Source organism: Faecalibacterium sp. IP-3-29, from assembly GCF_023347335.1.
GTDB classification, from domain to species: Bacteria; Bacillota; Clostridia; order Oscillospirales; family Ruminococcaceae; genus Faecalibacterium; species Faecalibacterium duncaniae.
The window spans coordinates 1,037,574-1,050,312 of record NZ_CP094471.1 but is presented as its reverse complement, the minus strand read 5'-3'; the positions used below and the strand labels follow the sequence as shown (position 1 = coordinate 1,050,312).

At 57.5% G+C, this 12,739-nt stretch carries 13 protein-coding genes and 1 tRNA gene; 4 read left to right on the top strand and 10 right to left on the bottom strand.

Annotated features, from left to right (window positions below; genetic code table 11):
- Positions 1–131: 131 nt before the first annotated feature.
- Together MTP40_RS05035 and MTP40_RS05030 are read right to left on the bottom strand one after the other, a co-directional pair.
- Positions 132–332 carry a PTS ascorbate transporter subunit IIC gene (locus MTP40_RS05035; RefSeq protein WP_005932170.1) on the bottom strand — a complete coding sequence of 67 codons (201 nt, stop codon included), beginning with the start codon at positions 330–332 and terminating at the stop codon, positions 132–134.
- Positions 332–1,327, bottom strand: coding sequence for an SPFH domain-containing protein (locus tag MTP40_RS05030; RefSeq protein ID WP_005932167.1), 996 nt, complete (start codon positions 1,325–1,327; stop codon positions 332–334). The genes MTP40_RS05035 and MTP40_RS05030 overlap by 1 nt, the downstream gene beginning before the upstream one ends.
- Positions 1,328–1,471: 144 nt before the next feature.
- Between MTP40_RS05030 and MTP40_RS05025 the strand changes: the two genes are divergently transcribed.
- Positions 1,472–1,732, top strand: coding sequence for a type II toxin-antitoxin system Phd/YefM family antitoxin (locus tag MTP40_RS05025; RefSeq protein WP_249258069.1), 261 nt, complete (start codon positions 1,472–1,474; stop codon positions 1,730–1,732).
- A 78-nt stretch (positions 1,733–1,810) separates the two neighbouring features.
- Here the strand turns inward: MTP40_RS05025 and MTP40_RS05020 are convergent, their stop codons facing one another.
- The 7 genes from MTP40_RS05020 to MTP40_RS04990 all read right to left on the bottom strand — a co-directional run bounded on the left by MTP40_RS05020 (position 1,811) and on the right by MTP40_RS04990 (position 9,345).
- On the bottom strand, positions 1,811–3,313 hold the full coding sequence (locus MTP40_RS05020) for an Ig-like domain-containing protein (protein WP_207697840.1): 1,503 nt from the start codon (positions 3,311–3,313) through the stop codon (positions 1,811–1,813).
- A 36-nt stretch (positions 3,314–3,349) separates the two neighbouring features.
- Complete coding sequence (locus tag MTP40_RS05015; protein ID WP_117477314.1) at positions 3,350–4,462, bottom strand: HlyD family secretion protein; 1,113 nt, start codon at positions 4,460–4,462, stop codon at positions 3,350–3,352.
- A gap of 1 nt (position 4,463) precedes the next feature.
- On the bottom strand, positions 4,464–4,919 hold the full coding sequence (locus tag MTP40_RS05010; protein ID WP_154276424.1) for a hypothetical protein: 456 nt from the start codon (positions 4,917–4,919) through the stop codon (positions 4,464–4,466).
- A 179-nt stretch (positions 4,920–5,098) separates the two neighbouring features.
- On the bottom strand, positions 5,099–5,464 hold the full coding sequence (locus MTP40_RS05005; protein WP_097770588.1) for an endonuclease domain-containing protein: 366 nt from the start codon (positions 5,462–5,464) through the stop codon (positions 5,099–5,101).
- Positions 5,465–5,920: 456 nt separating this feature from the next.
- Positions 5,921–6,328, bottom strand: coding sequence for a microbial anti-inflammatory protein (locus MTP40_RS05000; RefSeq protein WP_249259934.1), 408 nt, complete (start codon positions 6,326–6,328; stop codon positions 5,921–5,923).
- Positions 6,329–6,438: 110 nt separating this feature from the next.
- Complete coding sequence (locus tag MTP40_RS04995) at positions 6,439–8,796, bottom strand: peptidase domain-containing ABC transporter (protein WP_249259933.1); 2,358 nt, start codon at positions 8,794–8,796, stop codon at positions 6,439–6,441.
- Between the two features lie 472 nt (positions 8,797–9,268).
- Positions 9,269–9,345: transfer RNA gene (locus MTP40_RS04990), tRNA-Asn, on the bottom strand.
- Between the two features lie 325 nt (positions 9,346–9,670).
- Here MTP40_RS04990 and MTP40_RS04985 point away from each other — a divergent pair.
- The 3 genes from MTP40_RS04985 to sigG all read left to right on the top strand — a co-directional run bounded on the left by MTP40_RS04985 (position 9,671) and on the right by sigG (position 12,444).
- The gene (locus MTP40_RS04985) at positions 9,671–10,579 is read left to right on the top strand and encodes a sigma-E processing peptidase SpoIIGA (RefSeq protein WP_249259932.1); all 909 of its coding nucleotides are present in this window, start codon (positions 9,671–9,673) and stop codon (positions 10,577–10,579) included.
- Between the two features lie 164 nt (positions 10,580–10,743).
- On the top strand, positions 10,744–11,445 hold the full coding sequence (locus MTP40_RS04980; RefSeq protein WP_442900441.1) for a sigma-70 family RNA polymerase sigma factor: 702 nt from the start codon (positions 10,744–10,746) through the stop codon (positions 11,443–11,445).
- Positions 11,446–11,679: 234 nt separating this feature from the next.
- On the top strand, positions 11,680–12,444 hold the full coding sequence (sigG, locus tag MTP40_RS04975) for an RNA polymerase sporulation sigma factor SigG (protein WP_097770583.1): 765 nt from the start codon (positions 11,680–11,682) through the stop codon (positions 12,442–12,444).
- Between the two features lie 36 nt (positions 12,445–12,480).
- On the opposite strand, the gene MTP40_RS04970 is transcribed toward sigG, so the two are convergent.
- Positions 12,481–12,726 carry a sporulation transcriptional regulator SpoIIID gene (locus MTP40_RS04970; protein WP_005932131.1) on the bottom strand — a complete coding sequence of 82 codons (246 nt, stop codon included), beginning with the start codon at positions 12,724–12,726 and terminating at the stop codon, positions 12,481–12,483.
- Positions 12,727–12,739 lie beyond the last annotated feature (13 nt).

Sequence of the window (12,739 nt, the reverse complement as noted above, 5' to 3'; positions counted from 1 at the left end):
TCCGTCATTGCTTCGCAATGCCACCTCTCCCGAAGGGCGAGGCTATGCTGCCTTTATCCCAGGCCAGCGATAGGCTCCCCCTTCGGGGGAGCTGGCAAAGCCAACAGGCTTTGACTGAGAGGGTCGTTCTTTTACTTGATATCCAGTTCGGGCGGCACGTCGATCTGGTCAGAGACGTACTTGCCGTTCTTTTTGCGCTGACGCACACACTCGGTGAGCAGATACTCGATCTGCCCGTTCACCGAGCGGAAGTCATCCTCAGCCCACGCGGCAAGGGCATCGTAGAGCTTCGCATTCAGGCGCAGGGGGATCTGCTTTTTCGGCTCTGCCATCAGTACAGGCTGCCGCTGTTCACAATGGGCTGCGCGTCACGGTTGCCGCAGAGCACCACCAGCAGGTTGGAGACCATTGCCGCTTTGCGCTCATCGTCCAGTTCCACCACTTTGTTCTCACTCAGGCGGTCCAGCGCCATCTCCACCATGCCCACGGCACCGTCCACGATCATCTTACGGGCATCAATGATGGCGCTTGCCTGCTGACGCTGCAGCATGACCGCAGCGATCTCGGGGGCGTAGGCCAGATAAGTGATGCGGGCTTCGATGATCTCGATCCCGGCGGCGGTGACGTTCTTCTGGATCTCGCCCTGGATGCGCTTTGCCACCACTTCCGAGGAGCCGCGCAGGCTGCCCTCGTCGGCCACACCGTCGCCGGTGGTGTCCACGTTGGGGGCCACATCGTAGGGGTAGATGCGCACCACGTTGCGCAGGGCGCTGTCGCACTGCAGGGACAGGTACTCTTTGTAGTTGTCTACATTGAACACGGCCTTGGCGGTGTCGGTCACCCGCCAGATCACCGCAATGCCGATCTCCACCGGGTTGCCCAGGCAATCGTTGATCTTCTGGCGGGAGTTGTTCAGGGTCATCACCTTCAGGGAGATCTTCTTGCCGTCCTTCTCACGGTCAGCCTGCACCACAGGGCGCTGCTGAACATCACCGCTCTGGCTCAGGACCGTGCCCGCAGCCGGGTTGACGGCAGTGCAGAAGGGATTGACCCAGTAGAAGCCCTCCCCCTTCAGGGTGCCGATGTAATCACCGAACAGGGTCAGCACCAGCGCTTCCTCGGGCTTGAGGACTTTCAGGCCCGCGAACAGGAAAATACCGATGATGGCATAGATGACAGCGATCGCCAGCGGGATAAACCCCAGGAAGGTAGTATACAGCATTACAAAACCGATGCCGCCCACCACAACCGCAGCCACATAACCCAGCAGGGTCAGCAGAAGCATGGTCATGCCGTTCTTCTTGGTCTGTAAGATCTTCTCTTCCATAAAATGTCCCTCCTTTACAGGGTTCGGAAGTTTCTTTCTGATATCAAAATCATATCACATTGTATTTTAATTGTCAAGTACAAACTGCTCTTGCAGGTGTGGTATTATTATGGTATAATAAAGCCACAGAGAGGAGCTGATATCATGCCGCGTATTATTCCGATCCGCGACCTCAAAAACACTGCCGCTGTCTCCCAGATGTGCAGTGAATCCAAAGAACCTGTCTATATCACCAAAAATGGCTATGGCGATATGGTCATTATGAGCATGGAAGCCTATGAAGAAAAGATGCAGCTTCTGGACGCTTACGCCAAACTGGATGCTGCCGAACAGCAGGTGGAAGCCGGACAGACACAGGATGCCCGCAGCGCCTTGCAGGAATTGAGAGCACGTTATGGCATATAGGTTGGTTGAAACAGCCCTTGTTATAACACAAAACCTCCCACTCGAATGAGCGGGAGGTTTTATTACGCACAGTTATAATTACCAGAACCAATACCGTTTCTTGACGGCAATATACACGATCAGGCAGACCACGGTCAGCGCACCGGCGGCGATGAAGAAGGTCCAGTTGATATTGGTGAAGCGCAGATTCTGGTTGGTCAGCAGGTAGCTGCCAGCCGTATCGGCGGTGATGGTGCCATCCTTGTAACTGTTCAGAAACTGCCACTTTTCGCTGGCAGTGTTGTGCAGATACAGGCGGCTGTAAGCGGCGTTCTCACCGGTCAGGGTGATCTGCACCACGCAGGGCAGCGCGCCGCTTTCGCCCAGCTGGAAGCTCAGGCCGTTTTCATCGGGGGCAAAAGTCAGGGCAGTGCTGAACCCGCCCTGGGTGCTCTTGATGCTGGTGCCATCGATCCGCAGGGTATAATCCTCGCCCAGCACGATCAGGCTGCGGCCCGTGGTGCGCAGGGCGCTCAGGATCTCGCCGGTGATGGCGGGCACGTCGCTCTGATAGAGGGACACTTCCTCCCCTGCGGCGTTCTGGATGGCGGCCACGGTGGCATCGGTGGTGACATTTTCCTCGGTGCCCTCACCGCTGGTGTCGCTGCTGCTGCCGGAGGTGGAGGCGGTGCGGTTGACGATGACCGTGACCGAGGTGGAGGCGGTGCCGTTGGAGACCACCACGGAGGTGGCACCCGTGGCAACGCCGGTGATGACACCGGAACCGCTGACGGTGGCAATGCTCTTGTCCTGGCTCTTGAAGGTCAGGCTCTGGCTGGCGGAGGCCGGCGATACTTTGCCGGTGATGGTCTTGGAGGAGCCCGGCTTGAGCACCACATAGTTGGTGTTCAGGGAGATGGACTGGCTGGAGACGGTGCTGGTGTTGGCCGCAACCACCGTAACGGTGGCCGTGCAGCTCACGTTGCCGTCCGTGGCGGTGATGGTGGCCTTGCCGGGGGCAACGCCGGTCACTTTGCCAAAGTTGTTGACGGTAGCCACCTTCTCATTGGAAGAGCTCAGGCTGACGTTGATATAGTTGGCCGCCGAGGTGGGCAGCACTGCCAGCGAGAGGCTGGTGGTCTCGCCCACGGCAATGGTGCTGGATGCAAGGGTGATATCCATTTCGGTGGCGATCATGCTGGCATCCGGCTGAGGGGTGATGGTATAGGTGCAGCTCACCCCGCCGCAGGTGGCGGTGATGTTGGCCGTGCCCAGGCCCACAGCCTGCGCCACGCCCTCACTGTCCACCGAGACAACATTGGGGTTGTCAGAGACATAGGTCACGCCGTTCTTGCTGGCGGCATTGGCGGGGGTGGTCACCGGGGAGAGCTGCTGGGCCGTGCCCGCCAGCGGGGCGGCATCGTAGCTGCCGGTCTCGATGCTCTCGGCGGTAACTTTATCCCAGGGAAAGCTCACCTTGGGCAGCGTGAGGGCCAGCGGCGTGGTAACAGGGCCGGCAGCCGACGCAGGCAGGGCGGCGGCACAGGCCAGCACACCCAGCAGAGCCGCGCTGGCGGCCAGCTGTTTCGGGTTCAGTTTCATTCTTTCGTACCTCTTGGGCGTGGAATCGGCGGGCGCTTAGCGGAACAGCACGCCCAGGGCCTCCATCACATAGTCAAAGTAAGTCAGTTCATCGTACTCCACACGGGCGGTGACGCTCATGCCGTTGGAGAGATCCACCTTGTCGCCGCTGGTGCTCACGACATAGGTGTTGTCCGGCTTGATGGTCATCTTGTAGTAGGACCCGCTGGTGTTGGTGGTCACGTCACTGTCGATGGAGGTAACAGTGCCGGTCAGGGTGCCGTAGGAATACTCCGACAGGCCGGTGATGGCGATCTTGCAGGGGTCGCCCACGTTGATCAGCGGCCGGTCGTTGACGGTGACAGCCGCCACGATCTCAAGGTCGCTGTTCTCGCTGGCAACGGTGGCCAGAGCGGAGCCTGCGCTGAGCACCATACCCACCTTGTAGGGGGTGTCCATGTGGATGACACCGGAAGTGGGAGCGTAGATGTAGTAATCGTTTGCGCCGGTGTTCAGGGCATCCAGCTGGGCCTCGATGTTGTCAATGTTGGCCTGCACGCTGGTCAGGTTGGCAGAAATAGACTGCAGGGTGGAGTAGTACAGGCTCTCCACCTCGCTCTGGTTCTGCTCCATCATGGTCTTGATCTGCTCGTCGGTGTAACCGGCGGCCTGATAGGGCGAAGCGTCGAACGCCTTCTGGCTGACCTGGCTCTTGTAGCTCTCGTACTGGTAGTAATAGGGCTGATCATCGATGTCGGTCTCGCTGAAGTAGTTCTTGTCGTCCTGAATGGACTTGAGCAGCTTCTCGTACTGGCTCTTTTGCTTTTTGTAGATGTCCAGCTGCTTCTGGTAGCTGTCCTGCTGGATGTCCAGATCGGTGCTCTTGATGTGGGCAATGAGGTCGCCCTCGGTGACATAGCTGCCCTCCGAGATGTTCAGCTCGGTGATGGAGCCGGAGTAACTGGACATGATATAGGTCTTGTTGGCCGCCTGCACTGAGCCAGTGGACTGGCTGACGTAGGTGCGCTTGTTCTGGGTGCTCCAGATCACCAGAAACACCATGAGGAAAGCCACCAGAAGAATGAGCGCGTAGCCAAAGGCCGGCAGCTTCTTCTCCATCATAATGCGGCGGTCCTGCAGGTCGGAAAGATTCTGAATGCGAGTGGTCATATTACTTCGTCTCCATAAAAACGTCCATGACACCGTTTTCGCTGTCCTGATTGACGTAGATGCTGTAGGCGGTGCCGGTCAGCTCGATCTCGTGCTCGTAGGCATAGATGTTCAGCTTCTGGCTGGCAAGGCTGCTGTGGTCCATGGGGCCGGTGAAGTGGGCGTACAGGCAGCCCTTCACCCGCAGCACAGCGTCCTGCTCGTAGCCCGGCTCCAGGCGGGGGATGAGCTGGTTGACCTGCATCATAAAATAGATCTGCGGCTCCGGGTTGGGGCCGGAGGTAAACTTGACGCACTGGATCACAGGGCCAACCGGCATGGCGCTGTGGCTCTTGATAAAGTTCTGCATCTGGGTCAGGATCACGCCCAGGTTGCCCAGCTCGCTGGCATCGATCTTGCGTGCCAGAACGTTGGTCAGCTTCAGGGTCTTGTTTTCTGCAACTTGGATCTCTCTCATAATAATGTCCACCTGTTTCTTTTTTGTTTGCAATAAGCAATTGTCTGGGGGAAAAGATTCTTTTTTACCGTTTTGCCAAAGACTCTCCTCAAAGCGGTCTCACCCTCTCAGTCAAAGCCTAACGGCTTTGCCAGCTCCCCCAAAGTGGGAGCTCTTGACAAAAAGGGTCACAGCTGCTTTTATATCCGAATTTGTACTTCCCTATCAATGGTCTCGCATACAGCATCAAAATGATTGTTAACATCCCGATTAGAGAACCGTAAAACTTTCAAGCCATAGCCATGCAGGATAGCACTTCGTTCCTCATCGTAAGCTTTCCCCTGTTCAGTATAATGCTGTGAGCCGTCAAGTTCAATAACCAATCTTGCATCCGCGCAATAAAAATCCACAATAAACGATTCAATGATCCGCTGTTTGTAGAATTTTACCGGATATTTCCGCAAGAAAACATACCAAAGCCGTTGCTCCTGTGGTGTCATTTCCCTCCGAAGTCTTCGGGCTACATCCAGCATGTCGTTATTCTTGACAACTGTCGTCTTTTTCATCAGCTTATACCTCTACCGGGCTCACCCTCTCCGTCAGCGCACACGCGCTGCCACCTCCCCCAAAGTGGGAGGTTTTGACAGAACGATTCACTCCCTGCACTGTGGGCAAGTCTGCGTTCACACTACGCAAAGGGAAACCCGCCGTACACTGCGCTATGCCAAGGGCTCTCCCTTCGGGAGAGCTGGCGCAAAGCGCCTGAGAGGGTGAGGATGCTCACGGTAAGCCACTCACACAGCGATAAAGTGTCACTATGTAAAGAGCATTCCTGTAAGGATAAACATAATCTTCTACCACACACAATTGCCTACCGCAACGCGATAAGCAACATAAAAATAAGGTGTGCCAGGAGGCACACGCCTCCTGGCACACCATAACGAGGCATTGTTGTCTGCCCCGCGCTAACAAGTAGGGCGGTGCAGTTTCCTCAACGCTTCATAATTTCAGATCACGTCTAATTAGACAGTGAACTTAACGTCAGTCTCCTTGACGGTGTTCTTGGTGGGAGCCACGCCCAGGTTGTAGACAGCAGCAGCAATGCCCAGAGCGTTCATAGCATAGTCACCAAAGTTGTTCTTCTCGATCGGGTTGCCCTTAACATTGGTGCCGAACAGGTTCTTGCCGATGTTGCCGACTTCCTTCCAGGTGGTGTTGCCGCTGAACAGGACACCGATGGTGCGGTCAATGGTGGACTGCAGGAAGGTGTTGCCAACCAGAGTCACGATGTTGGTGTTGAAGGTCTTAACGTTGTCCAGAGTCCAGATAGGAGCGGTAACAGCGCCGATAGCGTCGATGAAGTTAGCGCCACCGTTGACGTAGGTCATTTCGTTCTCTGCGATAACAGAGTAGTTTGCAGGCATCATCATAATGAATTACTCCCTTCAAATGAATGAAAAAACTTATTTTAGCGATCTTTTTCCGGCTGCGCATCCATCCAAAGATCATTTATGTAACCGAGTGCGCACTCGGCTGCAACTTAATAGGTCATTGCCTCGCCATCGTCGTCTTCTTCAACAACTGCCGCGGGGGCAACGGGTGCAGGCTCTTCCTTCTTACGGCGGAAGATGCCCTGCTGCAGGTTCCAGAGCTCGTAATACTTGCCCTGCTTTGCCAGCAGCTCGTCATGGGTACCGCGCTCCACGATCTGGCCGTGATCCATGACCAGGATCAGGTCACAGTCTCGGATGGTGGAAAGGCGATGTGCCACGATCAGCATCGAACGGTCAGCCAGCTGGTTATAGATCATATCAAAGATGGTATTCTCTGTACCAAAGTCCAGGCTGGAGGTCGATTCATCAAAGATGTAAAGGCTCGAATCCTTCAGGAACGCACGGGCCAGTGCAATGCGCTGCTTTTCACCACCGGACAGGCCGTTGCCAGCTTCCTCCAGATAGGTGTTGTACTGCAGCGGCAGCTTGCGGATGAACTCGTGTGCGTCGGCCTTCTTGGCCGCCTCCCGTACCTGATCGAGGGTAGCCTCGGGGCGGGAGATGCGGATATTCTCGAAGATCGTCTTGCTGAACAGCTCAACGTTCTGCGGGACATAAGAAATGCAGCGGCGGACGGATGCATTGCTGTACTCGTCCAGATCAACGCCATTCACGCTGATGGTACCGCTCTCCGGCTCGTAATACTTGAGCAGGAGCTTGGTGATGGTGGACTTGCCGGAACCCGAGGAACCAACCAGCGCCACCTTTTTCCCCTGCGGGATGGTGAAGGAGATGTGGTCCAGTGCCGGGGTGCGGTTGCCATACCGGAAGGTGACATCCTTGAACTCAATGTCGCCCTCCATGCTCTCCATCTCGGTGTACTCGCGGTCATCGTCCTGCTCGGATTCATAATCCATGATCTCCGTCAGGCGCTTCATGGAGATGGAAGCTTCCTGAATGGACATCTGCATACTGATGAGCTCGCTCACCGGAGAAGTAAAGTAGCCCGAAAGGGTGCTGAACGCCATGTAGCCGCCCAGCGTCAGCTGGCCATTCAGCACCTGCGTGATGCCCACATAGGTGGTGACCATGTTCAACACGGTCATGATCACGCTGGAGATCAGGCTCTGGCCGGTGCTGATCTTGCTGGAACGCAGGCTGATCTTCAGGCTCTTGATGTATTCACGCTCAAGGGCTTCCAGCTCGCGCTCTTCGCAGGCGTTGCACTTGATGGTCTCGATGCCGCGCAGGCTCTCGATCATCTGGCTGTTCAGAACCGCCGACTGTACCATCGTCTCTTCATTGATCCGCTTATAGGGCTGCTTGAAGATGATGACGAGCAGCAGGCTCAGAACGGTGGTAAACAGGGTAATGGAGAACAGCGAGGAGTTCATCCGGAACAGAACAAAACCTGTACCCACGGCCATCACAATGTCCATGACCACGCTCATTGCAATGCTGGTCAGCACCGATTTGATGGTGCTTGCATCGGAATAGCGGGTGGTGATCTCGCCGGTCTTACGGGATGCAAAGAACTTCATCGGCAGTTTGTACACATGCTCGAAGTAGCCCAGCATCAACGGGATATCGATTTTAATGGAAAGGAAGATCAGGATCCACTGTCTCACGGTCGAAAGCAGCGTGCTGGTCAGGTTGACCACGCTGAACACGACAATGAGCGATATGAGCAGGTTTTTCAGCCCATAAGGCAGCACCTCGTCCATGATCGCCTTATTAAAGACGGTGGACACGATGCCGATCAGTGTCAGGATCACTGAACTGAGAATAGCGTAAGCAAACAGCTTTTTCTGGGGAAGCAGCAGATCCATGTACCGCTTCAACATGTTGTTGCGGGCTGCCTTGGCTTCCTCTTTACCCTCCACCTTATGCTTGCCTGTGCCGCCCTTGAACTCCGCTGTGGGGTTCAGCAGCAGCAGCACGCCGGTGAAGTTTTTATAGAACTCATCCAGGCTGATTTTTTTCAGTTCATTTGCAGGGTCGCCGATGACGACATAATCCTTGCATTTGTACTTTTTGCTTGCATCAGCCTTGCGTTCTTCTTCCTGCACCACATGCTTGCGGCGGGCATCGTCATCCTTGATGGTCGTCTTTTTGAAGATGACCACAAAGTGGGTCAGGCCCTGGTCGGTAATGACCTGCGCAATCGCGGGCAGTGTGAAATCGCTTAAAAAGTTTTCGCGGTCAACACGGACAGCCGCCGTGCTGAAGCCCAGCTCATTGGCTGCTTTCTGCAGGCCAACGAGGTTCGTGCCTTTCATGTCGGTTCCCATCATATCCCGCAGGCGGGTGATGGTGATTTCCTTTTTGTAATGGAGGCACACCATTGCGAGCGAAGCGGCCGCGCAGTCCGTAGAATCGTGCTGCCGCACATAGGTATAACGCATACGATGTTTCCTTTACAAGAGACCGACAACCAAAAGCAAACGATCTCTTTTTCAATGTACTGTGTCTATTTCAAAACTACGGCTTTTATTCTAGCACACCCGGTCTGTTTGCACAAGCCCCAGTTTGCTGTTGTTTTGGCTGTAGGTCTGACAAATGAAAAAGGTTTTCTTTTTGCACTCCGGTTTAACAGCGCATAGCCTTCTGCTTTGCCCTGCCCTGCGGAGAACCAGGGCAAAGCAGAAGTCCGCTGCTATCAAAAGAAGGGAGCGCCTACCCTTTGATCTGAGTCAATCACCACAGAACGTTTAAAAACTGTTCCAAGGTTTGGGTGTAGTATACCACAATCTGACAGCATCTTCAAGAGGACATTTTTTAAGAAATCATTAATTTTGAAGATTTTGTGAAAAAAGTCTCAGATTGGTTACAACATCCGGTTAAAAAACAAGCGGCGAAGTTGCCCTCGCCGCCTAATGGCGCCTCTTGCCTGACTCGAACAGGCGACACCCTGATTAACAGTCAGGTGCTCTAACCGACTGAGCTAAAGAGGCACATCTTTCAAAACGCAATTGCGCAGCGCACAATTGACTGCGAGATGTATTATAACTCTTCCCGCTCCCTTTTGCAAGCCTTTTTTGGAAATTTGTGAAAAAAGTTTTTCAAAGGGGCTCAACCCTCTCAGTCAAAGCCTTGCGGCTTTGCCAGCTCCCCCGAGGGGGGAGCCTTTGGCAGGACCACCGCAAGCAGCTGCTAAAGGCCGGGGCAGTCTTGGCTCCCCCTTTGGGGGAGCTGGCGCGTTAGCGCCTGAGAGGGCGAGCCCGTGTTCCGACATCCTTTTTCTTACGCTTCTGTTACCCTATCAATACCAGAAAGAAGGTGCCGCCCATCAAGACTGTGATCTACCTCGATGTCCTGCTGCTGACAAATTTTGCGCTCACGCTGCTGTTCCTGCTGGCGGCGGGGCTGCTGGCCGGGGTGGAGTGCCGGGCCGGGCGGCTGCTGTTGGGCGGGGCGGCGGGGGCAGCTTCCTCGTTGGCTCTGCTGGCCCCGGAAGCGCCGGACGCTGCCGCGCTCTTATATAAAGTGTCAACCGCCGCCCTCACGGTGGCCGCCGCCTACGGCCGGCCCGGGGTCAGATGCTTTGCCCGGCTTGTTGGGTGGTTCTGCGCGGGAAATCTGCTGCTGGCGGGGGCGCTGCTGCTGCCCGGGGCACAGACCAACAACGGCTGCATCTACCTACCCCTTTCGCCGGGGGCACTGCTGGCGGGCGCGGGCGGGGTGGTGCTGGCTGTGCAGGGGGTGCTCCGCTTTCTGGGCCGGGGCGGCGGGCGGGTGTTCCCCGCCCGGCTCACCGTGGCAGACACAGCGCTGGATGTCCGGGCCTTCTGCGACACCGGCTTTTCGGTGCAGGAGCCGCTTTCGGGCCGGGCGGTGGTGCTGGTGCGGTTCGGTGCCGTGCAGAGCCGCCTGCCGCCCGCCCTGGGTACTTATCTGGAGCAGCACTTTGCCGGGGCCGCTCCCCTGCCCGTCCCGGCGCTGGGGGTGCGCCTTGTCCCCTGCACCACCGTGGCCGGGCACTGTATCCTGCCGGCCGTCCCGGCAGCTTTTGTGGTTTGCAAAGCCTCTCTTGGCTCCCCTGCCAGGGGAGCTGTCGAGCAAAGCGAGACTGAGAGGTTCTATGCCGCCTTCGCCGACCTCCCCCCGCCGCCCGATGGGTGGGATGTGCTGGTGGGGGTGGAAGCCGGGGACCATTTTCAGCAAGCTCACCCTCTCAGTCACGACTAGCGTCGTGCCAGCTCCCCCAAAGTGGGAGCCCTTGGCAAATCGGGCCACTTCTGCTAATTACTTTTGCTCAAACTCTACCAAAATGCCAAAGCCTCTCCCTTCGGGAGAGGTGGCAATGCGTTAGCATTGACGGAGAGGGTTTACCCGTCAAAGGAGGAACCATCTTGCATCGTCTTATTTCACTTCTACGCCGCCTTTTCCTCTCGCTTCTTGCCCCTTCCGCCGCCCACTACATCAACGGCGGGCCCAGCCTGCCGCCGCCGCTGACACCGGAACAGGAAAAGGCCCTGCTGATCCGGATGATGGCGGGGGATGCCGCCGCGCGCGATGACCTCATCACCCACAACCTGCGGCTGGTGGTCTATCTTGCCAAAAAGTACGAGAACAGCGGCGTGCCGCAGGAGGACATGATCTCCATTGGCACCATCGGGCTGATCAAGGCGGTGAACACCTTTACGCCCGCGCGGAACATCAAGCTGGCCACCTACGCCAGCCGGTGCATCGGCAACGAGATCCTGATGTACCTGCGCAAAAGCTCCAACCGGCGGCAGGAGGCCAGCATCGACGAGCCCCTGAACACCGACGGCGACGGCAACGAGCTGCTGCTCTCGGACGTGCTGGGCAGCGACGAAAACCTTGTGGGCCTGCAATTGGAGCAGGCCGCCGAGCGCGCCACCCTCCGGCGCTCCGTGGAGCAGCTGGCCCCCCGGGAGCGGCAGATCATGGAGCTGCGCTTCGGCCTTGTGGACGGCGTGGAGCACACCCAGAAGGAAGCCGCCGATGCCCTTGGCATCAGCCAAAGCTACATCTCCCGGCTGGAAAAGCGGATCATCCGTCAGCTGAAAGAGGTGCTGGAGCGGGAGTAACCGGCAGCTGGCTCACCCTCTCAGGCGCTAACGCGCCAGCTCCCCCAAAGGGGGAGCCAAGACTGCCCCAGCCTTTAGCACCTGCTTGCGGTTGCCCTGCCAAAGGCTCTCCCTTTGGGAGAGCTGGCATTGCGAAGCAATGACTGAGAGGGCGAGGCTGCTAACAATTCCCATGTATCTTCCCCGCCCTCTTACCCCATACTTCCGGTATCAACGTAACCGGAGGTTCGGGGGATGTACAACAAAGTGGAATTATGCGGGGTGGACACGGCCCAGCTGCCGGTGCTTTCCGAAGCGGAAAAGCGGCAGCTGCTCACCCGGGCGCGGGCAGGCGATGCCGCCGCCCGGCAGGCCATGATCGAGGGCAACCTGCGGCTTGTCCTGAGCGTGGTGCAGCGGTTCGCGCAGCGGGGGGAGAATCTGGACGACCTGTTTCAGGTGGGGTGCATCGGGCTCATCAAAGCCATCGACAACTTTGACCCGGCCCAGCCGGTGCGGTTTTCCACCTACGGCGTGCCCATGATCATCGGGGAGATCCGGCGCTTCCTGCGGGACAACAACGCCCTGCGGGTCAGCCGCAGCCTGCGCGATGCTGCCTACAAGGCCATGCAGGCCCGGGAGACGCTGGAAAAGCAGTTGGGCCGGGAGCCCACCGTGGACGAGGTGGCCCGGCAGGCAGGGCTTTCCCGCCGGGAGGTGAACGCGGCGCTGGAATCGGTGGTGGAGCCCATCAGCCTGGAAGAGCCCCTTTACACCGATGGCGGCGATGCCATGTATGTCATCGATCAGGTGCGCGACCCGGACAGCGAGGACAGCTGGATCAGCGGGTTGGAGTTCCGGCAGACCGTGGCCGGGCTGACCCCGCGCGAAAAGCGGATCATGGAGCTGCGCTACCTCAAGGGCGAGACCCAGATGGAGGTGGCGCGGGAGATCGGCATCAGCCAGGCGCAGGTCTCCCGGCTGGAAAAGGCCGCGCTAGAGCAGTTCCGGCACAAATAAACAGGAGAGCGGCACAGGCCTCCCTGCACCGCTCTCCTACTTTTTGTATTTGCGTCTGGTCGCCGCCCCGCCCCGCAGATGGCGCTCGGCCTTGTTGCGGGCCAGCACGGCCTGCACCCGGGCAAACAGGGCCGCATCCACGGCCCGCAGGCGGGTGGATACGTCCTTGTGCACCGTTGATTTGCTGCACCCGAACGCCCGGGCGGCTGCCCGCACCGTGGCACTGTGCTCTGCAATGTACTCTCCCAGCAGCGCCGCCCGCTGCTCCGGCTCCACGTTCATCCGGTCACGCCTC